Consider the following 23,423-nt stretch of genomic DNA (forward strand, 5'->3'; position numbering starts at 1 on the left):
GCTCGCAAGGCGGGGACTACACTCTCAAGATCGAGAACCAATGGTCCCAAGGAGGAATTCGTAGTACCCCGACCACTACGAGAATTTTATCTCAAAACTCTTTGGAGTACGTGACATTAATATACTAGGAGGAACAAAATGATAATTAAGAAATTCAGTAAGATAAACAATCTTGCTGTATTCAGCAATTATAATTGGGATAACAGTATCCCTGAGTTTACAAAGATAAACATCATTTATGGGCGTAACTATTCAGGTAAAACAACGTTATCCCGAATCTTACGAGCAGTAGAAACTCGTCTTTTGCCAGATAGATACGAAAATCCGAATTTTGAAATCTCACTTGATGATGGTTCGATTATCAGTAATACCACCATTACAGCAAATAGTCTTGATGTTCGTGTTTTTAACGAGGATTTTGTTCGATCTAATCTGCGTTTTCTTATTGACCCTGATAGTGGGATTGAGCCATTTGCAATACTTGGTTTAGATAATGCGGAAATCGAAAAGGCTATTAGCGCTTTAGAATTAGAAATCGGTTCTGATATTGAGAAAAGTGAAACGGGGTTACATGAACAACTCAAAGATAAGAAAAAAACTTCACAAGATGCCACTACTGCCCATTCATTAGCGAGTTCTGAATTAGAGAGAAAGTTGTCTGATAAGGCTACAAACAGGCAGACAGGCATAAAATATAATCCTGAACGCTTCGGTGACCAAAACTATACTATCGCCAAAGTTAAAACAGACATTGCCGACGTGACATCTGTAAGTTATGTTAACTTGACAAAAGCGCAAAAGGCAGAACACGAAAAAACTATTATTGAGCAACCAAAGGATAAAATAGCAGAAATAGTTGTTTCAAATTTATACATCGCCGAATATTTAGATAAATCTGCAGGACTACTTTCCAGAAAAATAGGTGCGTCAAACAAACTTATTGAATTACTTCATGATGCTGCTCTTAATGAATGGGTTAAGAAAGGTCAAACATTGCTCGATGGCAAAGATGTCTGTGCTTTCTGTGGCAATTCAATAAGCTCAAAACGATGGGCAGAAATAAATACTCATTTTGATGAAGAATCAAAAAAATTGGATGCTGAGATAGATGAACTTATTTCAGTAATAAATTCTGAGATTGGACGACTTCAACAACCAGTTAGCATTGATAAGACACAGTATTACTCAAAATATCACCCTGAAATTGATAGTTTTATTACGGCTCGAACCCAAGCGATAAGTGACTACTGTGCGGCGCTTAATAATATCATCGTGCAACTAAATCAAAAAAAAACACAGATAACAGTTGAAATAGCATTTACTGCTCCAACAGACAATTCTGCCGCTCTGATAACACTACACAATAACTTCAATGAAATTGTTAAGGAAAGCAACGATTATACGACAAAGTTATCAACTGCAAAAAAGGATGCTCAAAAAACCTTGCGATTGCAAGAAGTTGCTGACTTTTGTTCCACAATTGATTACACGAATGAAATAGCAAGAATAGCTTCACTAAAAGCAGTGAGTGATAATGCCACCCAAGAGGAAAAGAACATGCAAACTTTTCTTAATCGGAAAATAGCTGAAAAACAAGCAAAGCTACGCCAACTCAATGATGAAGAAGAAGGTGCGCGGCGAGTTAATGCTTACTTGAATGATTATTTTGGACATAACTTTGTTTCTTTGGAAGCTGAAAATGTGCCCGCTGGTGAAAACCGTATTCGCTTTCGGATTATGCGAAACGATAAGCCTGCTTATAACCTAAGTGAGGGCGAGTGTAGCTTAATAGCGTTCTGCTATTTTATGGCGAAACTCGATGATGTAAATACGCAAACGAAAAAGCCGATTATATGGATTGATGACCCAATATCGAGTTTAGACGGCAATCACGTTTTTTTCATTTACTCGCTTTTAAGAGTGAAACTGGTTGAAGCTAACCAATTTGAGCAGTTGTTTGTGTCAACCCATAATCTTGATTTCTTAAAGTATCTCAAAAGACTGGGCAAAGACAACGACAAGAATATTAGATATTATATCGTCCAGAGGATAGATACAACATCTAACATAAGCGAAATGCCAAATTATCTGAAAAAATATGTTACTGAGTTTAACTATCTGTTTAACGAAATATTAAAATGCTCAGAAATTAGCACCATTGACGACAGTAATTATACGAGTTTTTATAATTTTGGTAATAATTCTCGTAAGTTCCTCGAAATATTGATGTTTTACAATTACCCTGATGACACAAAACAACTTGATAAACTCGAAAAATTCTTTGGTACAGATCGTGTTCCCGCTGTTCTAACAGACAGAATAAACAATGAATACTCTCATTTGTGCGGTGTCTTTGAACGTGGAGAAGTTCCAACTGAAGTTCCCGAAATGCTTAAGACTGCAAAACTCATCATCGAAACAATGGAAAAAAAGAATCTTGAGCAATATTTATCTCTAATAAAAAGCATTGGGTAACTGCATCTTCAACATAAGGGTGAGTTGCCAATGAAATTCCTGCACCTATCCGACCTGCATTTAGGCAAATCGGTTCAAGAGGTTTCAATACTGGATGATCAAGAATACATACTGAATCACTAGCGTTGCATTAAATTTATGAATGCCTTGTCAAGTGGTGGTCTTTTTGTTCGAATCCTTATTTCAGATTGCTCAGAATGGTATTTTCCGATCACTGCGCCAAAAATACAACATACATACAACAGGTTACTCACAATTCAATTACTAGTATTATATTCAGATCAAGGGTCCTACGTCCGATCATCAAGATGATCCGCTTTGCCCTGTTCGTACTGTCACACGGTGTACGCAAAGATCGCTTCCACGTTATATACGCTTCTTCATCGGGAAGTTCGTTCTATCCTTCTGCGAAGACAGGCGATCAACAGAGCCATCGCCATCGGCTCTTATCCCAGCGGTGCTGCATTCCCTAGTAGACGTCTAGCAACCGTGGAGCAGTATTATTTTAGTTAAGTCAGTAAACCCGTACTTCTGGAAAGAATGATAAGAAAGGAAGAAGGAATCCAGATGCGAGTGTACGACAAAGAATTCAAAGAAGAAGCAATAAAATTGTCTTATTCCGACTTTCCGACTAAGTCCGGACCAACCTGCGTCCTGTCTTGGTAACTACTTTTTTCGGGCACTACAACCTTCGGTCTGCGATTCGATGTTCCCGTCGCAGCGAGTCCGTTATATGCAGCTTTCGGTAAATCTCTCGATGCGCGCTCTCCGGCTTCCCCGACATGCGGATGTGGTGCACGTGGTATTAAGTCAACAGGGTAGACACCTCAAATAGATAATATCAAAATAGGATGACGTATAGAAACCTGAATTTAGCCAGCCTTCTTCACCTTTTTGAAATACTTCGATTGGAATTGAACAGGAGTCTTATATCCAATCGAAGAATGAATCCGCAACCTATTATACCAAATCACGATGTACTCCCAGATGTCTCTATGCGCCCGTTTGCGCGTTTTGTACGTCTCTACATGGATAAACTCGCTTTTAATGACGCTATGGAATGACTAAATGCAAGAGTGAGTAGCCCTACTTCGAAGCGTGGTACAATCGTGAGTGCATTCACTTATCAACAGCTTACATGTCCCCGATTGAGTATGAAAGAAGATATTTTTAAAAGGTGATAATTTAAGCAAATTAAGTAGGACAAAAGTACTCATAGTAGCATATGAAAAATTATAATTTCTTTATTTTGGAGTGTCTACTTTATTGACTTAATACCAAACCCACGCTTTCCCTTTTCGGAGTACAGGACATAGGTCTCGTCCGCCTCTACAATGCCTTTGAGCGTCTGAGATTTGATCTGTGACAAGGCATGAAGAATCTTGTGACGCCATTCAAATGAAGTTTGAAGGCAGATCCTGACAAGCTCGGCGCATTTGCGTAGGGAGTACCCTTGCTCCATCGCACACATGTAACTCGACCACTTCTCTGGATATTTCGTCTCGTGAATCGGCGTGCTCATCAGATCGAAACGTCCGTCCACACGTTTTATGCAGATAACTGTTCAGTGATAATTAAGTTGTGTACTGGGTTAATAAAGTCGTATGCTGGCAAACTAAATCCCTATGAAACGGTCTAATGAAGAGGATTTTGGAGAGCCACTCGGTGAAATGGGCATCCGTTAGTATACAACATTACTTATCGTCCGTAAATTTCACGAGTGCTAGAAACCCTTGTTTTATAAGGAAAGTCAGTATACAACTTTAATATCACTGAACACGGATATGCACAGGAGGGTATAGGTGGATAAATTGAAGGGCCACCAGGATATTTTGGTGGCGGTCCTTTTTTTATGCGAGCGCTGACACTTACACGCGTTAGTCAGTAATTTGTCTGCCTGCGCGTCTTGCGTCAAAAGCATTTTGTATGCATGGGTGGTGACCATGGACTTGACGTACTTTTTTCTTGAGTCCATTATCGTCAACCGGTATTATGTTCTCCACTATTGCTTCACGGGCGACAAGTTCCTCGGCTTCCGTGTCGTTCCAACTGTTTGCCACACATAGCTGCCCGGCTAGCAGTCGAGCCTCAATGTCCAATTCCACAATTTCTTCTTTGCCGTCGTGATTGAAAATGTAATATACTGCTTGAGGCGTGTAGGAAAGCCACTTCCGCTCAAACTTCAGCATAATTATCACCTCCTTTCCTGTGTTATTCACCTGCGAGCGCTTTGACTATGCGCCACGTTTCGTGCGCGTCACACACGACCTAATTGCTCGGGAAGTAATAATTTCAGGTCCGTAATCGTGAGCCATGGTCGGCATTTGTGTAACATTCGATGGCAATTAGCACACACAAGCGCCAAATGTGCATTTACGGTTTGGATAGCGGGTTGAGCATTGTGTCGCATGGAGTGCATACAGTTGCGACGGATTTCTGGAATTGGTTGAACGATAAAGCGGGTGTTTTGACCTTTGCAGTTACTTTAATCACGCTTGCGGTGGCTGTCATGACATATTACTAACAACGGCGGTCGGAGAAGTTGCAGGAGTGCACTGTTGAAATTCAAGAAGACGTAATGAAAATACAGAAGCGGACTACAGAAATTCAGGAACAATTGGATGCGAGAGACCAGAATTCAGAAGATCGCAAGCAGAGACAAGCTTGGCAATGCTTCTTAAGAAGATAAAAAATATTAGTGATATGATTAGAGACTTGTGGATAGTTGGATTTACATGGTATTAAGTCAATAAAATGGACACCAACCAAACTGATAAATTATAAGTTTTCACATTATACCATTAGTGCTTTTGTGCTACTTAACTTGTTTGAATTCTTAGCACTTGGAAATATTTTTTTCATACTCCATCAGTGACATGTAAGCCATCCATGAGTGAATGCGCTCAAGGTTGTACCATACTTCAATGTACTTCAAAGATGTCTCTATTAACACCAGACCGTTATCCTGCCAAAGTATGGCGTCGAGAAGGCAGGCGACGAGTGACCATTTTACGCTAAATTCCGTTGAATTATAATGATTTCTTCTAGCTCTCTTAATTCTAGACGAACTATGGATGGAGAAGAGCAGTCGAACTCTTCGCTGTCCAGCGTATATAGGTCATAATTGACATCGATTAGTTCTTTGTAATATTCACGCTTACCCGGATCGTAAGGCCCTTCCTCGCAATCTTTACCAATCATCCGACTCAACGTCTCGTCATCGTCGTAACCGTGCCGCGAGAAAACCACTAAATTCGTCAAGTCTGCCATCTCGTCCTTGGTCTCATGTGGGCTAACTCGAATGAGTACCTCACCTTCATACGTAATATACACGTCCACATTTTCAGTTCCCATTTTCTCTGAGGCCAATCTTTTGGCTTTCTCAACCGCCTCCTCGATTCGCGGATCAATCTCCTCTCGCCGTGATGTCCATAGCATATGATAATGTTCCAATCGAGCCAATCCTTCGGCTCCATTCATGCCTAAATAGTTCAACATAGATATCCTCCCAATTATTAGGTGTGAACTCTAATGCCCAATTTTCCACAATAACAAAATCCCTTTCCATTGAAAGGGTAGCGCCAATGAAATGAAGGAAAACACATTCTAAGACGGGTTTTAATTCACCCATCTGCCCTATAATAATGGGTGAAAACAGCAAAAGGGACTGTCATTGCTCTGTATCCTTGTTGTGGTGAAAAGAATCTCTAGATTGATGGCCATGTGGCTGGACCTCTACAGAGATGCAATTAAAATAGCAACCTCTTTTTAAGCTCACGGAGTGCGACTGATTCAGGTTGTAAATCCTCTCGTTTAAGTGGTTCGCTTTCAAGACAAATTTTAAGTAACGGCTTCCTTTGCAACAACGGACTACCGTGAACATCTATTGTGAAAGTCTCAAACCGAACCCCGTCGTTAGTCTAATCTAATCCTGTGAACACACTCCTAATTAATAGATTTGCTACATGCATAGAAAGATCACTTGACAAATATGCATCAGCATCAGGAAAAAGAGAACTTAACACTCATTAAAACCACCTCCCAATCTATTAATTAGCCTAATCTTTATAATAGACAGAGTAATTGGATCTGTCAACATCAAACAACACATATAGTGTATATATTAAACTACATTCATCATATCACACCATATACAGTGTAAACTCAACATTATAATATGATATAATTTATGTTTTTTATCTTTATATTCAGATAACTAATTGTCAGTTGAGTGCCCAATCTCCACATAATATCCTGATTTATGTATGTAAATTTAAATATTAGCCCCTATGTTACTTAATTACTCAACTTTCGCATGTCAAAAGTGACAGATACCCCTTGATATAACTAGGCAGAGAGGATATCCAATTTAGAAGTTGCCACTGCACCTGCTGTAAGTTAATAGCGACTCCTTATGCAATCGGTTCAACGAGTGACCAGAGATCAAACGCCAATCTCGGTTGACCAATTCGTCACGCATTAAGCGGAATAAACCACCAAGGGTTCTTAGGTCTTCCATTTTAAGCGATTCTCAAGCCAGCATGATATAGCGAGTACATACGATAGTGGTATGCGCTATCATCATATCGTACTAGCGACCCTGAAATTCCTTGTCCAATCGGAGCAGCGATTTACATGCGTTGAAAAAGACTTCAATATCCCACTGCATGCCGTAGATCCGGATGATTTCTTCAAATGATAGGGTAACGTTTGTGCTCAGAATGGCTAACCATTCTCGTTTTTTGTGACGATGTTTCACAAACACAATCTTACCTAGTAGACTAGGCACCAGTTCCACCCATACAGACGACAAAATCTGTTTGCGGCTAAAGTAGGGCTTGGCGATTTGAAAAAGTTCACGCAAAGTATGCAGTTGGTTTTCCCATTGATATCACTATTTCATGGCTTTCACCATGCTAATAACGAACAACCCTTCTTGATGCAACTCATGAAGTAAGGGAAGATGGGTAACCCAACTATCCATAAGTTCGCAATTGGCTGGTATGCCCGCTTGTAACGCGTGACCAATGAGTTGGATCACCGCATCGGGTGTCGAATGGATCGCCTCTTAACGACGTTTATATCTTACCATCCTCTTGTCCATGCGAACGTTCGCTTCCGTGTATCAATTCTCCTTCTTTGAGGAACTGAGGGGAGAAAAGTCGATGAGGACAAAAGTATGGCCATCAGACCATCCGAGTGTCAGCATGCGAAATCCTTTAACGAATCGGTTGACCGTATGATCATGGACACGAGCCAATAACTCCACCGCACGACTACGCCCTCGATCGTAAACGGAGTTATCTACGATCAACACCGGTACATTTCGGTCGGAAGTAATCGGCTACACCTGTTGCACCGTGTGTGTCGACAACGAGAGTAGAAATTTGCGCCAGGAGAAGCTCCGATGATTGAGGAAACGGTACACAGCATCTTGACTAGGTAGCGCATGTGAGTCCTGACTTTCGAGCATATGCAACCAATTTTTATGCTGAAAAATAAGCATCAGGATGATGCGAAAGAGGGCGAGGCAGGAAAATCCAACATTCTGTAACGCCAGCACGCCGAAGGTGGTGTCCGATATGAAGATTATCAAATACAATTTTAAAAGAATTTGGGAGTTGTCGAGAAGTAGACGAATGAGCTATCATAGTCATGGCATCCTTCTTCTTGGTTGATTTGTTTTTGCAAACGCATTCTACCAATCTAAGGATGCTTTCTCATTGGTGTAAATTAGATGGTCAAGATCGAAAATGGATCACCAATGTGACCAATGTGACCAATGACAGCAAGCCTCGACGTCAATTTACGGCCTGCTAAAGTTGAGCTTACTAAATAAGTATAATATTACCATAACTGAAGTGGGGGGAATGTGTTGTGGACATAAATCGAGGTGAAGAGTCCAATCGTACCATAATGTGGATTCAAGGTGAGTATCTTGGGTTACAAGGAACGTACAAGGTGCCGGGTTACGAGTTCCAGTTAAGAAATCAGACCGACAAAGGCCAAGCAGGCCTCCAGGTTTTAGTTGCATCAACTCAGGATACCGCGAGGACGAAGGATGAGATAGACAAGTGTGCGGAGTGTGTTTCAGACTTGATATCCATCGCGTACGGAACGTTCGTCTCATGGTCCAAAATTGGCACACAACGGCAAAGGGCCATAGAGTGGGAATGTGAAAGAGAGATTTTGCGACCCGCGTCAGTGCATGAACTGATTGACTTTAGGAACCTTCAGCAATTCTTCAACGAAACGTGGTCTGAGTTGTATGCAATGTCTCCTGAAGAACGGCGGTTATGGCGTAAGCTGAACCACTCAATCGCTGTCGGGCGTTCGGAACCAATCTACCCCGTACCTTTTCTGCTACTACAAGCAACCATTGAGGAACTGACTAGCAGCGAACTGATTCTGAAATGGGAAAAATCCTATTATATAGACAACCCATCTAGACGGAAGACGAGACCCGATTTAAAGGATTGGCTCAGACGCGGGATTATGACTAACACCGATGAGAGCACCTGGAAACAGTTTGAATCTGAGCTCCCGAACAAAGTCGAAGCACTTTTTCTTAAGTCATTCAGGGAACGAGCAAGAGCACTGTTTGATTTGTACGAAGTGTTCATTGACGATGGCCATCTAAAAGATTTCACCTCGAAAAGGAATTCCACTCATAAAGGATATCAGTATGAGCAAGGGGACTGGAAGATTTGGAGCAGAGTGGCTTCACCACTTCAGTATCTTCTCTTGAAGAAGCTTGGGTATACAGGGCCATACTATGACTATTCCAAAGCACCCCGGCAGCTCACAACCATGAAAGTTTCTGAAGGTTCGTGTGAGTTTGAGGAGGGTGAGCAGTGACCGCAGTGACCTTCTTTCAAGAGATGTTTAATCCATTGCTTGATGTCTTTCGCAACCTCTAATGGACCTGTGTCAAGTTACTTGACACAAATCGAAGAACTATTTTACGCAACTGACGCAGACAATAGATCCTCCATCTGCTGAGGTGTTTTATAGCCAAGCGCTGAGTGAATTCGGTTGCGATTGTAGCGCCCTTCACTATACTGAAATACCTGAGGCAATGCGGTTTCATAAGAGGTAAAAATTGTTTTGTAAACCATTTAATTTTTCGAAATAGCATGAAAACTTTCGATTGGCGCATTGTCGTAGGGACATCCTGTAGCTGAAAAAGATGGTCGAAATCCTTGCTGAATCAGTTCTTCACGGTACTCGTGACTCGTATACTGGCTCCCTCGATCCGAGTGAAGAATCACGCCCTTGAGAGGCCGCTGTGTCGTTATCGCTTGGTGTAGAGTTGACAATACACAGGATCTATCCATGGTTTTGCTAAAACACCATCCAATTATTTTGTTTATGGCTAAGTCCATGATGGAGGCCAGATAACAATAACCGTCTTGAACCGTGTTCAATTAGATGATATTACTCACCCATATTTCATTTCTTTTCGTCGTAGAAACATCCCGCTTGAGTATATTTCCCCCGTTATACAGCATCCTTTTTATAAGGTCGATATTTTTTAATGACGACGGATCGAAGACCTACGTTTTTCATGATGCGCTGTACTCGTTTTTCACTCACCTTAAAAGGCAATGTGGACCTAGTATAAAGTGGTGGACACAAAAGAAAGGACTGGTAGACTACTATCGAAAGGGTGTTTCGAACAAAATGGGAGCAAAACAAACTAGGTATTCTGATGAATGTAAGGCGATGATTGTTGAACTCTATCGCAATGGGAAGACGCCATCAGAAATCACGAACGAATATGGTCTATGTAAAATGGCGCTTTATCAATGGGTTAATGAGCGTAAGGAAATCACTGTAGAGAATGATACGGTGACATCCCTGGATATCAAGACATTCAAGAATCGCATTCGGGAACTAGAAGAGGAAAATGAAATATTAAAAAAGGCTATGACCATATTCGCCAAAAGGTAAGTGTGCGTGAACTGGCTGATGTCGCCGCATCCCAGTATGAAAAACATTCCATAAAGAAAGTATGTAAGGTGCTGGGAATCGGTCGTAGCAGCTATTATTTCTGTGCGCAAAAACGCCCAGATGGACGATTAAAATAAGAAAACAAGCTACTAAGACGAGAAATCATCAGGATTGATCATGAACAAGACGGCGTCTATGGCGCCACTAAAATTCGGAAAGAGATGAATCAGTTGTATGTACCGTTCGCAGTCAGTGAAAAGCGAGTGCAACGTATCATGAAAAGTCTGGGATTGAGGTCTATCGTGATCAAAAAATACAGACCTTATCAAGCAGACGCCGTATATAACGAAGGCGAAAATGTACTCAAGTGGGATTTCTCTACCACTAAGAAAAATGAAAAACGGGTTAGTGATATCACGTATTTACACACTGTAGCGGATGGGTGGACTTACTTAGGATCCATGATGGATGTAGCCACAAACAAGATGATCGGATGAAATTATAGTAAAACAATGGATAAGAGTTGTGTACTATCCGCTCTGAATCAGGCAGTCACGACGCAGAGACCGGAACATGGGGTCATCCTCCACTCAGACCGAGGGAGTCAGTATACAAGTCATGAGTACCGAGAGAAACTGCTTAGTCTGGGCATCCGTCAATCGTTTTCATCCAAAGGGTGTCCCTACGACAACGCACCTATCGAAAGTTTTCATGCCATCTTGAAAAAAGAGATGGTCTACAGAACCGTATTCAAATCCTACGAAGACGCAAAACCATAGTTATTTCAATACATTGAGGGTCGATATCATCGTAACAGAATTCATTCAGCTATTCAGTACAAAACGCCTCAATAAATGGAAGATTTACTATCTGCAGTCATCACCTAAATAGTTCTTCTTTTTGTGTCTAGCACCTTGACAGAAGTCCATAGAGGGCAACAATCATGGACTTGAATTCCTCAGTATACTTAATTGGTTTAGTTACCAATTTAGGTATATTTTGTCAAGCAACAATACCCGAAAAAATCGTGTGTTTCTACCCATCGATCGGACGGGTATTTTACTCTAGGTTAAACAGACGGGATGGAGCGCGTGCGCCCAAGCTTCGTAAGCAGTAATTAAAGCTGGAGATGCTTCAAAGGCCGAAACCATTGTTTTAACCGTCGTCATAAGTATTTGAATCAATGTTTTGTTAGGCTTGTCCTCTCTTGCCTGAGCAGCCGCCGTTTGAACCGTACCGATAAGATCCTTGCGTGTATCTTGTGGAATATCATGAGCCTTCAGAGCCTCAATCAATGCTTCGGTAGCGTCCTTTACTTGCTGCCCTAAGTGGTTGGTTGTGGTTACAGTATTGTTATCACCAATGGCAAATGCACTTTGGTTCGCTTGAATGGACCCAATGTTAACCTCTGTTTTTTGATCGCTCATCTTTACACCTCCGTAATAATTATGTTCATGTATGTGTATCTCGGCCACACCCGGTGCTACGCTTTGAAGCAACTCTACATCCTGTGAATTCAATGCTACTGAAAGTGCGACAGCCGGCTTACGAGTGCTGTTCAAAACCTCTGACCTGGCCGGTGCAGCAAATGATGTTTTTTTTTTGCTCTCTGTCGAATCTTTTCTCGAAAATGCTGTTTGAATCCAAACACAGGGCAAAGCATGTCGGTGCTGATCTCGTACTCTTCTTCGCAGAAGTAGCAATGAACCACTGATCCAACAGACTCATGAATGTCATCCACTTCCGCAATGGTTCGCACACAGTCATATGACTGGCATATTATCTGCCAACGGACGAATAATCTATCTTCTTGAACGAAGGTCAACAATTTGTGAAAAACGTCTTGAACAGGCACGGAGGTACTAGAGGTGATGGCCGATGGATAGAACTTTGTAATTGGCAACAATGCTGCTTCTTCGACCCAATGGTCTACATCCCACAAATCCGGCACAAATACCACTCCTACGGACTAAAATTAATCCAAAACCAAACGCTTCCGGACATACGTCATTGCCTGTTCTGTAGCAGGTGTGATGAAATATATGCTGTTCGTCTTCAACCCGATTTTAACTGTATATTGATGCTCAACTCCATCCTCATTAACGAAAAACTGAACATAACCGCCTTGGTGTTCAAGATTGGACTTCAGATAGTCGTACAAAGGAAGGCCACGCAAATCGCGATCCTTCACCCCTAGACCAACCTTCTCCATCCCGTTCAAAATCAGCACAGTAAATGGAACCGCAGCATATTCGTCACCCAGTAGTTCTCGCGCCTCGTTCAACTTTTGTTGAAGTTCTTCAATATCTTCGGATTCAAAATATGAGTCTAAAGCCTCAAGAATACGAATTACGGAAGTAGCATGGTTTTGAGTAAATTCATCGAGGTATATTTGAGGTTTCCCTACGGCATCCACGAGTTCTCCTCCAAGAGCGTCTGCAATTTCCTCGACATTGTATCCAAAACGAGACATAATCGGCTTGACTCCGATGGTTACATGCTGTCGGATAGCTTGTGCAAATGTTTTAGCGATTCGATTAGCGGCTTTTGGTTCAGTTCGAATTTATATGTAGCCCTGCTCCTCATTCACCCGAACCGTTGTTACAGCACTACGGGCATGAGTTGAAACAGAATCCATAAAAACTTCTCGGGTGACTCCTGTTTTATAAGTGTAACGAAGCAGGTATTCTCCTTCTTGTTCACCTTCTGCGGCACAAATTAAAACCGGATCGCTAGTCAAACTCTCTCTGTCTGGAATACGCATGTGCTCAAAAGGATCGAAGTCGTTTGTACCCTGCCTAAGTAATTCTTTAACTCCTCGAATTCCTTCAGAAGTGGAGTAATACCACATTGATGAAGTCCGCCCGCAAAAAATTCGATCTTTACACGTCTCAAAAACAATAGACTTCTGTTGCTGCCCTTCTTTTTCTTTATTCCAAACTCTCTCCGCGAGTTCACCAATAGACCCTGTATCAGGAACGTCCAAGTTGATACATATGTCCTTCAGAGTTTCTTTTGGTAGTTTTACTATATCCGACAGCAGAATAATTTCTTCAAGATTCAAAATACTTCCTCCTCGATTGGGATGAGTTACTACTGCATATTACTTCTAAATTATCCACTCAATGCGGTAAGTACTAGGCCAGTGATTCAGGTAAATCCCGGCCACCTTTCACGTCTTACTCTCCTGACTCTTATTTACCAGATGTTTCGTCCTCTTGCAAGGGGTCTCCCTTCGTTCACATCGATTCTCCACGCATCACAATTCGATGAGCCCGATGCGAAATACGATCTATCACGGCATCCGCCACGTTCGGATCGGGCATCTGCTCGTGCCAGAGTTCAAACGGAAGTTGGCTGGCGATGCAGGTCGCTCGCGTACCTGTGCGGTCATCCAGAACCTCCAATACTTCGCGCTTGCGCACTGGTCATGGGGGCTAAGTCCCAATCGTCCAGGATGAGTAGATCCGTTTTGGCCAGCTGCCGTATCCGGTCTGCGTAGCTTCCATCGCCTCTTGAGAGATACAGGTCATCCAACAGTCGAGGCAGACGCATATATCGGACGCGGTAGCCCTGACGACAAGCCGCGTGCCCGAGAGCGCACACAAAATAGATTTTACCGTTATGTAGGGAACAACCTAACGGTAAAACGCACTTAGCGACCGCTCAGGGGATAGAATGTGTTTTGCAAGTAAAAAGTGCATAGTTTTGCAAAGAATTTTTGCATAGGGCACTACTAACACAGAATATTAGGACTTCACGCTAGATAGTGCATGTTTCAATCTGTAACTTTCACCCGTGAAGGCTAGTATGTGTGCATAGTGCACCAATCTGTCGACTAGTGCGGCAGTGAGTCGGTTGTCCCCAAATATGGTTCCCCATTGACCGAACTCCAGATTAGACGTCACAATAACGCTTCGACTCTCGTAAAAATGTGAGACCACGTGGAATAGCAGTTGTGCACCCGTTTGGTGGAACGGTGTGAATCCCATTTCATCTAAGATGAGTAATTCGCAGTTTTATCATTCTGTGAAACCGTGCTAACGTCCCATCTTCATTTTTCTTTTGTAGCAAAGCCACTAACTCGTGTACCCGAAAGAATCTCAACTCCTTGCCACGATGGCATGCCTCTATTGTTTATTGCAGAATAGAAGTGCAGAGTTTTGCAGCTTAAAAGTGCAGATCCTTGCAATTGTATAACAAGGGCACTAGACAACACCCAACCACTACTCTACTCTTGTATCTATTGAAAAATAAAAAGGAGATGTGAGAGGAGGGTTGGAAGACATAAATGGTGATATCCTTGGATCACTATTATCTTGTAATGAGCCAACAGTACTTGAAATTGCGTTGGTAGAGGATAGTATCCCTCCTATGGGTGATTGTGTGAATTTTTTGTCCTCGTTTGCAGGATCGAAAGACTGATCAGTGACTAAACAATATGTAATCAGGTAGGAGGCTACCCATTAGTTGAGTAGCCGACCTCCCACACCACCGTACGTACCGTTCGGTATACGGCGGTTCCTAAGTTTCCGCTGTGACTTGTCGGTAGTAATCGGAGAAAGATAAGAAACCCAAACCCTTTAGGGTGTTGTTACCAAGGTATTTGGAAATGATTAGGCTATCGGATGTCCTCCAGTAGCTCTTTCTTGTGTTGGCGTATTCCCATGCTTTCTGTTCGTGGATTCCGAATGACTGTAGCATCTTGTACCTCGTCCTCACCCGTTTCCATTGTTTCCAGTAAATCATGCGAATTCACCTTCTCATCCATTCGTCTGTGGTCTGAAGCAGTTTCTTCACGTCCGCTATTTTGAAATAGTTCACCCATCCCATAATGTAGCGACGAAGCTTCATTGCTCTGTCCACATTTCCCATTCCATTACTTCTTGATGTAAGCTTTTTTATTTTGGCTTTCATCTTTGCAACGGATTTCGGGTGGATTCTGATTCTCATCTTTCCTTTGCATTGGTAGAATGAGAATCCAAGAAACTTCACTTTCCATGCCTCATCCACCACTGTCTTCTCCCAATTCACCTTAAGAAACAACTTTTCCTCCATGAATGGGAATAGCCTCTCGGCATTTGTTTCTTATTGATTCCTCAAGGCTTGATGGTCTTGAGGTTTTTGCCGTTTCCTCCACCACTGACGTGGTCGTCGCACCTTCTTAGGTTTGAAAAATGGAAGTTTCTTTTCGAAATCCGCCGAAAAAACATCTCAAAAATCTGCAAATAACACTTGACATGTAAAAACCACCCCAATAATCGCGGTGCAGAGCCATCCAACTCTAGCCTCGACGAAAGGGGTAGTCAACCCCATGTTACCTTCAATTCGTGCGCACGACCAGTACCAATCTTTCGTTCTCGAACAATTACGTACCCATTACTCTGGCGGCATTCTCATGCTTGTCGCCAAAGACTGGACATTCATCGAGAAGTTCTGGCTACTCGACCTCTCCCGCACTGCATCTTTATTGAATAGTCAGTACGCCACTCGGGGCATTCAAGCCACTGACCCCGCCGATCTGCTACGCGCTTACCTGCTCATGGTACAAGTCGGTCAGACCTCCATCACTGCTTGGGTTGACGAATTGCGACGGGTGCCGCTTTACGCCATCATCAGTGGTTTTAAGCCCGGTCATACACCTGGTGTCGGTACCTTTTATAACCTCTTCGCTCGTTTTTGGCCCCTAACTAGCTCTCATATCTCTGGCCAAATCAAACCAAAACGGAATAAGAAGCCAGTCAAAGGCAAGAAGGGTGAAAAAGCACCAACGACTACACCCAAAAAGGTAGAACGATTGGTCAATCGACTCCTTGTGCGCCGCCCTGCACCCAGAGCGTTACCTACCGACATCCTTATGTCGTTATTTCGCGAGCAGTTTGTAGAAGTCTCCGCAAAACTTGGACTCATAGGTGATGTGTCGGCGCTCTCGGTCGCTGGAGATGGAACACCGATTCGGACGGCTGCCTTTCCTCGCAGTAAGCGCATTTGCTCCTGTCGGGTGCAAGGAATCCAGGATTGCACCTGCAATCGCCTCTATTCACAACCCGATTGCAATATCGGCTGGGATAGCCATCGCAACTGCCATTACTTTGGCTACCATCTCTACATGTTCACCGCTTCCGACAGCCACGCAGACCTGCCACTGTACCCGAGACTTGGACCAGCCTCCCGCCATGACTCGGTCTCACTGGTCGTTGGCATCAAGGAGTTTGAACAGTATTATCCAGACTGGCATTGGAAGAGGGTATTACTCGACGCTGCACACGATGCCATGCCCTTTTACCGCTATTTTGAGTCCAAGGGTACCATCCCTTTCATCGACCTAAACAAGCGCCAAACGGGCAACAAGAAATACAAAGACAACATCTCAGTTTCGTCTTCGGGCGTACCCATTTGCCAAAAGGGTCTGGCCATGAAAGACAATGGCTACGACCGTAGCCGTGGGCGACGCAAGTATCGCTGCCCCTTGATGCAAAAGGGCGTCTGTACTTGTGATGCACCTTGTTCCAACTCGCCTTATGGTCGCTGCGTGTACACCTACACCAAGGACAATCCGCGTTTGTTTCCACCTGTGGCACGTGACAGCGACATGTGGAAGGATGTCTACAAACGTAGAACGTCAGTTGAGCGTTCCAACAAGCGGGAAAAGGTAGACTATAGACTTGAAGCCGCCAGCCATCGCAGTACCAAAATGTGGATCACGCGAATCTTCGGGATCATGATGTGTCAGCACCTGGATGCGTGGCATCACGAGATTGACATCGATCTGAAGTCGACTCTTTTGGTAGCCTGAGCCACACAAAAATCCCGGAGCAGCCACGCTGACCTTTTCAAAAAAGATTCGGACCGTGGCTTCTTTGCCATGCCCAATTCCCTATGGAAACCAGCCCGACATACCGGGGGCACCCCATTTCCAGTAAACAACTTGCATAATTACCGTCATTGCTCATTTAGGAACCTCTCAATGCCGAGAGGCTATGGGAGTATGTTCTCCAGTGTTCTCTCAGCACTTTGATGTTAGGCTATAGATGTAGACACAGCGAATCGAGGTGTTCATGTTAACAAAGACAAATAGATACAATGTTACTATCTTGATAATTCGGCTCACAACAGATTAACGTTATAACGGATAAAAACATCACCACTATAGGATCATTTAGCAACATTTCATGCAATCTCTCTTTTTTACTATTTTTGCCTAACACAAACCTGTACTCTTGGTTGCAGTAGAAATGTAAATTAAAAGAATTCTGGCAACCCCACTGTATCATATGAATAATAAACTGAATACGAAATGCGCTATGGGTAATAAGCCTGAAGCATGATATAATGCATTATGGTTATCTGTGCAATAATTATGTGATCTTAAATGGAGTTAAGCGAAGCGTTTAAAAAGTGCGATTGAACTGTGCTTGTCTCAAGAAGGCCTTGCCCGTGAGCTTCATGTTAGATGTACATTTATACCCCGATGAGAGAACAATTATGCAAAGCAAATTAAATAGCCCGTCATGCTTTAATAGAGCTTTGTAAGAATAATAGTGTTAGTTATGAGTTAATTGAGTTACTTATAAAAACAAAGTAGACGTTGCAAAGATTTGAAAAAGGCTTTGGCAATTACTATTTTATAGTTATGAGGAGATTAACCATGAAATCTGAACAGCAAATAGAGGAAGAGTTTATTGAAAAAATTCGTAATTTAAAATACATACATCGAGAAGACATTCGAGATAAAGCAGCACTTGAATCTAATTTTAAAGAGCATTTTGAAAGATTAAATCGTGTAAAGTTAAGCGATGCTGAGTTTGCACGCCTCAGGGATAGTGTTATCACAGCGGATGTATTTACTGCAGCCAAAACTTTACGAGAAATCAACACCTTCAAGCGTGATGATGACACGCCCCTACAATACACTCTTGTAAATATTAAGGACTGGTGTAAAAACGAATTTGAAGTAATAAACCAGTTGCGCATTAACACGGATAATAGCAATCATCGTTATGATGTTATCATTCTCATCAATGGTGTCCCTGTTGTACAGGTTGAACTGAAGTCACTGCAAATCACACCTAAAAGAGCAATGGAGCAAATTGTAGAATATAAAAATGACCCAGGCAATGGTTATACAAACTCTTTGCTTTGCTTTATGCAGCTTTTTATCGTGAGTAATGAGAGTAATACATATTATTTCGCGAACAATCCCAAGGAGCACTTTAGTTTCAATGCAGACGAGCGTTTTTTGCCCATTTATCAGTTGGCAGACCAGGAAAATAATAAAATTACCCATCTTCATGACTTTTCTGATAAGTTTTTGCCAAAATGCACTCTCGGACAATTAATAAGTCGTTATATGGTTCTTGTGGTAAGTGAGCAAAAATTGATGATTATGCGTCCTTATCAGATTTACGCTGTTAAGGCAATAATGGATTGTATCGATCAGAATCGTGGCAACGGATATATCTGGCATACTACCGGAAGTGGAAAAACACTTACATCGTTTAAAACATCAACACTTTTGAAAGACAATCCTGAAATTGAGAAGTGTTTATTTGTCGTTGATCGAAAAGACCTTGATAGACAAACTCGATTGGAATTTAATAAATTTCAAGAGGGCTGCGTTGAAGAGAATACCAACACGGAAAGTTTAGTTAAACGGCTTACTTCGGATGATTATCGTGACAAAGTTATTGTTACCACCATTCAAAAACTTGGCCTTGCTCTTGATGAAGATAGCAAGCGTAATCAGGAGAAAAAGAAAAGGGGCGAACCAACCTATAAAGATCGCTTAGCCAAGCTCTCCGATAAACGTATTGCTATTATTTTTGATGAATGTCATCGTTCACAGTTTGGCGATAACCATGCAGCTATTAAAAACTTTTTTCCGAAAGCACAGCTTTTCGGCTTTACCGGAACGCCAATATTTGAAGAAAATGCAATGTACAAGGAAGTTAATGGTGATTTCGGTTCATATATTACAACAAAAGATGTTTTTGAAAAAGAATTGCATGCCTATACAATAACGAATGCCATTGATGACCGTAATGTGCTTCGTTTTCACATCGATTATTTTAAGCCGGAAGATGTCAAAAAAGCAGCAAAGGCTTCTGACAGTGTAAGTAAAAAAGCGATTGTCGAAGCAATACTATCTAAACACGATGCCGTTACTAATGATCGACGTTACAATGCGATTTTTGCCACAGCTTCTATCAATGATGCAATAGAATATTTTGAGCTCTTCAAGTCGTTACAAGAGGAACATAAAAAGAACGAGGGCGAATGCTTTAAGCCATTGAACATTGCCTGTGTTTTCTCTCCACCAGCCGAGGGGAATAAAGATGTCAGGCAGCTTCAAGAAGACCTACAGCAAGAAAAAGCTGATAATGAACAAGAGCCGGAAAAGAAAAAGGCTGCACTCAAAAACATCATTGATAACTATAATAAGCAGTTCGGCACAAATCACAGCATAAACGAATTTGATTTATACTATCAAGATATGCAAAAACGAATCAAAGACCAAAAATATCCTAATTCCGACTATTCGCATGTAAATAAAATTGATATCACTATTGTGGTGGACATGCTTTTAACTGGATTTGATTCTAAGTATCTAAACACCTTGTATGTTGATAAAAACTTAAAACAACATGGCTTAATTCAAGCATTTTCAAGAACAAATCGTGTTTTGAATGACACAAAGCCTTATGGTAATATTCTTGACTTTAAAGGGCAAGAAAAAGATGTAGATGAAGCAATAGCACTGTTCTCTGGAAAAGAAAACAGTAGCAGGGCGAAAGAAATTTGGCTTGTTGACCCGGCTCCTGTCGTGGTTGAAAAGCTGGATAAGGCAGTTGCCGAGCTTGAAAAATTTATGGAATCACAAGGATTAGAATGCAAACCAGAACAAGTCAACAACCTTAAAGGTGATGCCGCACGAGGTGAATTTATCAACAAATTTAAGGAAGTACAGCGCCTTAAAACACAGCTTGATCAATATACAGATATCAAAGAAGAGCAAGCAGCAAAAATTGAAGAACTGTTGCCAGAAGACACAATGCGTGCATTTCGTGGTGTATATATTGAAATGGCTCAAATGCTAAAAACACAACAAGGTAAAGATTTCAAGGATAAAGATCCAGCGGTAGATCAGCTCGATTTTGAGTTTGTTCTATTTTCCTCTGCTATAATAGATTACGACTACATCATGTCGTTGATTTCCAAATATACACAACAGAATGTACCGAAAAAAGAAAAAATGAGCCGTGATCAGCTCATTAGTTTACTTAGTTCCAATTCAAATATGCTGGAAGAGCGTGAAGATATTATTGCTTATATCAGCTCACTGGAAGCCGGAAAGGGATTGGATGAAAAGGAAATAAAGGCCGGATACCATAAATTCAGGGAGGAAAAAGTATCCAAACAAATGACGGCAATTGCAAATAAACATGGCGTTGACTCTGCAGCGTTGCAAACCTTTGTAAATGAAATTATAGGGCGTATGATTTTTGACGGTGAAAAATTAAGCGATTTACTAGAGTCGCTAGAGCTTGGCTGGAGAGACCGAACAAAGAAAGAACTGGAATTGATGGACGATTTAATTCCGTTGCTTAAAAAGCTTGCAAGCGGGCGTGTGATTATGGGGCTGAATGCGTATGAATAAGAAAAATAAAACATTTCTAGTGCCGAAATTCAGATTTCCAGAGTTTCTTAATGCGGGGGAGTGGGAAGAGAAAGCAGTTAGTGAAGTTTTTAAGGTCACTCGCGGGGAAGTGCTCTCGATGACCTTGGTTGAAGATGTGCAAACAATTGAATCACCATATCCAGTATTTTCATCGCAAACTAAGAACGGTGGGCTAGCTGGATATTACTCTAATTATCTTTATGAAGATGCGATTACTTGGACAACTGACGGTGCAAATGCAGGGGATGTCAACTACCGAGAAGGGAAGTTCTATTGTACAAATGTTTGCGGTGTACTTATAAATGAGAGTGGGTACGCCAATCTATGCGTTGCCGAACTAATCAATAGTGTTGCAAAAAAATATGTATCATACGTCGGTAATCCAAAGCTTATGAATGGCGTGATGAGCAACATAGTGATTCCATTCCCAGCAGTACCAGAACAACAAAAAATCGCTAATTGTCTGTCCTCCCTTGATGACCTTATCGCTGCAGAAAATAAAAAACTTGAGGCTCTCAAAGCGCACAAAAAAGGCTTATTGCAGAAGTTATATCCACAAAAAGGACAAAATATTCCGGAATGGAGATTTCCTAGGTTTCGGGATGCGGGGGAGTGGGAAAAGAAGCCCCTTTCAAGTCTCTGTCGAGTAACCCAAGGTGGTACGCCAAGCACATCAGTGCCTGAATTTTGGGGCGGTAATATTCAGTGGGTTACACCTGCGGAAATGGGTAAGGGGTATAACAAATATATAACAAATACGGTTCGTACCCTTACAGATGAAGGGTTATCAAATTGTTCGTCAGAACTACTTCCTGTTGATTCTGTTATCGTATCAACGCGAGCACCGATTGGATTGTTGTCCATCAATAAAAAACCTATGGCAATCAATCAGGGGTGTCATGGTCTTATTCCACTACTAGGGTATAATACTGACTTTATCTTTTTTAGTCTCGAAATAAAGAAAAGCAAGCTAAATGATATTGGTGCGGGAAATACTTTTAAGGAGCTATCTGGGAGTTCACTTAAAGCTTTTCCGATAACTGTTCCAGAGCTACCAGAACAACAAAGAATTGCCGACTGTCTCTCATCCATCGATGACCTTATCGTTGTAGAAAATGAAAAACTTAAGGCTCTCAAAGCATACAAAAAAGGCTTGTTACAGGGGCTCTTTCCTACTATTGAGGAGGTGACCGAATGAGTCCTCAAGCTACTACATCTTATTTTTCTAATTTGGATGCATTAGCAGCCCATTTTAGAAGTATCTTGGATAGAAAGGAATATATACTTCTCTTCGCTTATAACGGTACAGGAAAAACAAGACTTTCCGGCGCTTTCAAAAACTTAGGACAACAACCTATTCCCGATAACGAAGAAAAAACGACCGACACATTGTACTATAACGCTTTTACGGAAGATCTATTCACTTGGGATAACGATTTAATGGGCGATACCGAAAGGCGATTGTTTTTAAACAGAAATTCAAAGTTCTTTAATGGCTTACGAGAGCTTGCAATGGAAGACCGCATCCGAAGGTTTTTAAGGCGATATGCAGATTTTGAATTTCATATTAATTATGATGATTGGTTTGTACACTTTTCCAGAGATGTGCGAAACGATAATGCACCTGAAAGAATGGATTATATTAAAGTTTCTCGTGGAGAAGAAACCATTTTTGTTTGGTGCTTCTTTCTAGCGATTATTGAACTTGTAGTTGACAAAGAAGAGTCATATGGTTGGGTTAAGTACATCTATATTGATGATCCAATCTCATCTTTAGACGATAACAATGTAATTGCCGTTGCAGGCGATTTGGTTCATTTACTGAAAGAGAAAGAAGATTTAAAAGTTGTTATTTCCTCTCACCATGCGTTGTTTTTTAATGTAATGTTTAATGAGTTGAAAAAAACAAAGGGTAAAGACTACTTTTTATCAAAAAACAAGGTGACTGGCGAGTATACAATTCAAGACACTGGTGATACGCCATTTTTCAATCATGTTGCATTGATTAAAGAATTGAAAGATGCGGTGAAAACCGGGAAGCTATACACATATCATTTTAATATGTTACGTAATATTCTTGAAAAAGCGGCATCGTTTCATGGATATGAATATTTTGGCGAATGTATTAAGAGTGAGGATGACGACCCAGATGATGTTGTGTATGCAAGGTATTTGAATGTATTAAGCCATAGTAATTATTCTTTATTTGAACCAAGAGAAATGGTTGAGGATAATAAAGATGCCTTTAAAGTTATTTTAGATCGTTATATGAATTTATATAGGTTTAATCCTGATTTATTCAACTAAGAAACGAGGA

At 41.5% G+C, this 23,423-nt stretch carries 18 protein-coding genes and 5 pseudogenes; 11 read left to right on the forward strand and 12 right to left on the reverse strand.

Annotation, left to right across the window (positions count from 1 at the left end; translation table 11 throughout):
- Positions 1 to 138: 138 nt before the first annotated feature.
- On the forward strand, positions 139 to 2,475 hold the full coding sequence (locus tag MM817_RS14365) for an AAA family ATPase (RefSeq protein WP_241716396.1): 2,337 nt from the start codon (positions 139 to 141) through the stop codon (positions 2,473 to 2,475).
- Positions 2,476 to 2,505: 30 nt separating this feature from the next.
- Positions 2,506 to 2,589, forward strand: a pseudogene (locus MM817_RS14370) (metallophosphoesterase family protein); the annotation flags it as partial.
- A gap of 758 nt (positions 2,590 to 3,347) precedes the next feature.
- Here MM817_RS14370 and MM817_RS17545 read toward each other — a convergent pair.
- Positions 3,348 to 3,527 (reverse strand): annotated as a pseudogene (locus tag MM817_RS17545) (IS3 family transposase); the annotation flags it as partial.
- A gap of 825 nt (positions 3,528 to 4,352) precedes the next feature.
- Positions 4,353 to 4,664 (reverse strand): hypothetical protein, encoded by a 312-nt coding sequence (locus MM817_RS14375; protein ID WP_241716398.1) that lies wholly within the window; start codon positions 4,662 to 4,664, stop codon positions 4,353 to 4,355.
- Between the two features lie 212 nt (positions 4,665 to 4,876).
- Here MM817_RS14375 and MM817_RS17070 point away from each other — a divergent pair, with 212 nt between their 5' ends.
- The gene (locus MM817_RS17070) at positions 4,877 to 4,999 is read left to right on the forward strand and encodes a hypothetical protein (protein WP_272880011.1); all 123 of its coding nucleotides are present in this window, start codon (positions 4,877 to 4,879) and stop codon (positions 4,997 to 4,999) included.
- A 485-nt stretch (positions 5,000 to 5,484) separates the two neighbouring features.
- Here the strand turns inward: MM817_RS17070 and MM817_RS14380 are convergent, their stop codons facing one another.
- Complete coding sequence (locus MM817_RS14380) at positions 5,485 to 5,973, reverse strand: hypothetical protein (RefSeq protein WP_241716400.1); 489 nt, start codon at positions 5,971 to 5,973, stop codon at positions 5,485 to 5,487.
- Between the two features lie 1,627 nt (positions 5,974 to 7,600).
- Positions 7,601 to 7,792: a hypothetical protein gene (locus MM817_RS17550; RefSeq protein ID WP_419723416.1), complete on the reverse strand. Its 192-nt coding sequence runs from the start codon at positions 7,790 to 7,792 to the stop codon at positions 7,601 to 7,603.
- A gap of 560 nt (positions 7,793 to 8,352) precedes the next feature.
- Between MM817_RS17550 and MM817_RS14385 the strand changes: the two genes are divergently transcribed.
- Positions 8,353 to 9,333 carry a hypothetical protein gene (locus MM817_RS14385; RefSeq protein WP_241716402.1) on the forward strand — a complete coding sequence of 327 codons (981 nt, stop codon included), beginning with the start codon at positions 8,353 to 8,355 and terminating at the stop codon, positions 9,331 to 9,333.
- Between the two features lie 260 nt (positions 9,334 to 9,593).
- On the opposite strand, the gene MM817_RS17560 is transcribed toward MM817_RS14385, so the two are convergent.
- Positions 9,594 to 9,902, reverse strand: coding sequence for a transposase (locus MM817_RS17560; protein ID WP_419723418.1), 309 nt, complete (start codon positions 9,900 to 9,902; stop codon positions 9,594 to 9,596).
- Positions 9,903 to 10,158: 256 nt separating this feature from the next.
- On the opposite strand from MM817_RS17560, the gene MM817_RS14390 reads away from it, so the two are divergent.
- From MM817_RS14390 to MM817_RS17565, 3 genes and pseudogenes are all read left to right on the forward strand, one after another.
- Positions 10,159 to 10,428, forward strand: a complete 270-nt coding sequence (locus MM817_RS14390; RefSeq protein ID WP_241716404.1) for a transposase — start codon at positions 10,159 to 10,161, stop codon at positions 10,426 to 10,428.
- 152 nt (positions 10,429 to 10,580) lie between these two features.
- Positions 10,581 to 10,925, forward strand: a pseudogene (locus MM817_RS17075) (IS3 family transposase); the annotation flags it as partial.
- A gap of 15 nt (positions 10,926 to 10,940) precedes the next feature.
- A complete protein-coding gene (locus MM817_RS17565; protein WP_419723419.1) occupies positions 10,941 to 11,207 on the forward strand; it encodes a transposase in 267 nt (88 codons plus the stop codon).
- A 285-nt stretch (positions 11,208 to 11,492) separates the two neighbouring features.
- Here MM817_RS17565 and MM817_RS14400 read toward each other — a convergent pair whose 3' ends face one another.
- The 7 genes and pseudogenes from MM817_RS14400 to MM817_RS14425 all read right to left on the reverse strand — a co-directional run bounded on the left by MM817_RS14400 (position 11,493) and on the right by MM817_RS14425 (position 15,486).
- Positions 11,493 to 11,855: a hypothetical protein gene (locus MM817_RS14400; protein ID WP_241716408.1), complete on the reverse strand. Its 363-nt coding sequence runs from the start codon at positions 11,853 to 11,855 to the stop codon at positions 11,493 to 11,495.
- Positions 11,856 to 11,986: 131 nt separating this feature from the next.
- The gene (locus MM817_RS14405) at positions 11,987 to 12,379 is read right to left on the reverse strand and encodes a hypothetical protein (RefSeq protein ID WP_241716409.1); all 393 of its coding nucleotides are present in this window, start codon (positions 12,377 to 12,379) and stop codon (positions 11,987 to 11,989) included.
- 24 nt (positions 12,380 to 12,403) lie between these two features.
- Positions 12,404 to 12,901, reverse strand: coding sequence for a hypothetical protein (locus MM817_RS14410; protein WP_241716411.1), 498 nt, complete (start codon positions 12,899 to 12,901; stop codon positions 12,404 to 12,406).
- A 90-nt stretch (positions 12,902 to 12,991) separates the two neighbouring features.
- The gene (locus MM817_RS14415) at positions 12,992 to 13,492 is read right to left on the reverse strand and encodes a hypothetical protein (protein WP_241716413.1); all 501 of its coding nucleotides are present in this window, start codon (positions 13,490 to 13,492) and stop codon (positions 12,992 to 12,994) included.
- Positions 13,493 to 13,667: 175 nt separating this feature from the next.
- Positions 13,668 to 14,043, reverse strand: a pseudogene (locus MM817_RS17570) (ATP-binding protein).
- 134 nt (positions 14,044 to 14,177) lie between these two features.
- A pseudogene (locus MM817_RS14420) lies at positions 14,178 to 14,562 on the reverse strand (ATP-binding protein); the annotation flags it as partial.
- A 621-nt stretch (positions 14,563 to 15,183) separates the two neighbouring features.
- The gene (locus MM817_RS14425; RefSeq protein WP_241716415.1) at positions 15,184 to 15,486 is read right to left on the reverse strand and encodes a group II intron maturase-specific domain-containing protein; all 303 of its coding nucleotides are present in this window, start codon (positions 15,484 to 15,486) and stop codon (positions 15,184 to 15,186) included.
- A 256-nt stretch (positions 15,487 to 15,742) separates the two neighbouring features.
- Between MM817_RS14425 and MM817_RS14430 the strand changes: the two genes are divergently transcribed.
- The 4 genes from MM817_RS14430 to MM817_RS14445 all read left to right on the forward strand — a co-directional run bounded on the left by MM817_RS14430 (position 15,743) and on the right by MM817_RS14445 (position 23,413).
- Entirely contained in the window at positions 15,743 to 17,224 is a 1,482-nt protein-coding gene (locus tag MM817_RS14430; RefSeq protein WP_241716417.1) for a transposase, read from the forward strand.
- A gap of 852 nt (positions 17,225 to 18,076) precedes the next feature.
- Entirely contained in the window at positions 18,077 to 21,085 is a 3,009-nt protein-coding gene (locus MM817_RS14435; RefSeq protein WP_241716420.1) for a type I restriction endonuclease subunit R, read from the forward strand.
- On the forward strand, positions 21,078 to 22,304 hold the full coding sequence (locus MM817_RS14440; RefSeq protein ID WP_241716422.1) for a restriction endonuclease subunit S: 1,227 nt from the start codon (positions 21,078 to 21,080) through the stop codon (positions 22,302 to 22,304). Before MM817_RS14435 ends, MM817_RS14440 begins: the two co-directional genes overlap by 8 nt.
- Complete coding sequence (locus MM817_RS14445; protein WP_241716424.1) at positions 22,301 to 23,413, forward strand: AAA family ATPase; 1,113 nt, start codon at positions 22,301 to 22,303, stop codon at positions 23,411 to 23,413. The genes MM817_RS14440 and MM817_RS14445 overlap by 4 nt, the downstream gene beginning before the upstream one ends.
- Positions 23,414 to 23,423: the final 10 nt, after the last annotated feature.

Origin of the sequence: Sulfoacidibacillus ferrooxidans (assembly GCF_022606465.1) — a bacterium.
Lineage (GTDB): Bacteria > Bacillota > Bacilli > Alicyclobacillales > SLC66 > Sulfoacidibacillus > Sulfoacidibacillus ferrooxidans.

Excerpts from the sequence above, each read along its gene's own strand:
- MM817_RS14365 (WP_241716396.1), top strand. The coding sequence starts at position 139 with ATGATAATTAAGAAATTCAGTAAGATAAACAATCTTGCTGTATTCAGC.
- MM817_RS14375 (WP_241716398.1), bottom strand. The coding sequence starts at position 4,664 with ATGCTGAAGTTTGAGCGGAAGTGGCTTTCCTACACGCCTCAAGCAGTA.
- MM817_RS14380 (WP_241716400.1), bottom strand. The coding sequence starts at position 5,973 with ATGTTGAACTATTTAGGCATGAATGGAGCCGAAGGATTGGCTCGATTG.
- MM817_RS14390 (WP_241716404.1), top strand. The coding sequence starts at position 10,159 with ATGGGAGCAAAACAAACTAGGTATTCTGATGAATGTAAGGCGATGATT.
- MM817_RS17565 (WP_419723419.1), top strand. The coding sequence starts at position 10,941 with ATGGATAAGAGTTGTGTACTATCCGCTCTGAATCAGGCAGTCACGACG.
- MM817_RS14400 (WP_241716408.1), bottom strand. The coding sequence starts at position 11,855 with ATGAGCGATCAAAAAACAGAGGTTAACATTGGGTCCATTCAAGCGAAC.
- MM817_RS14410 (WP_241716411.1), bottom strand. The coding sequence starts at position 12,901 with ATGTCTCGTTTTGGATACAATGTCGAGGAAATTGCAGACGCTCTTGGA.
- MM817_RS14425 (WP_241716415.1), bottom strand. The coding sequence starts at position 15,486 with ATGGAGGAAAAGTTGTTTCTTAAGGTGAATTGGGAGAAGACAGTGGTG.
- MM817_RS14430 (WP_241716417.1), top strand. The coding sequence starts at position 15,743 with ATGTTACCTTCAATTCGTGCGCACGACCAGTACCAATCTTTCGTTCTC.
- MM817_RS14435 (WP_241716420.1), top strand. The coding sequence starts at position 18,077 with ATGAAATCTGAACAGCAAATAGAGGAAGAGTTTATTGAAAAAATTCGT.
- MM817_RS14440 (WP_241716422.1), top strand. The coding sequence starts at position 21,078 with ATGAATAAGAAAAATAAAACATTTCTAGTGCCGAAATTCAGATTTCCA.
- MM817_RS14445 (WP_241716424.1), top strand. The coding sequence starts at position 22,301 with ATGAGTCCTCAAGCTACTACATCTTATTTTTCTAATTTGGATGCATTA.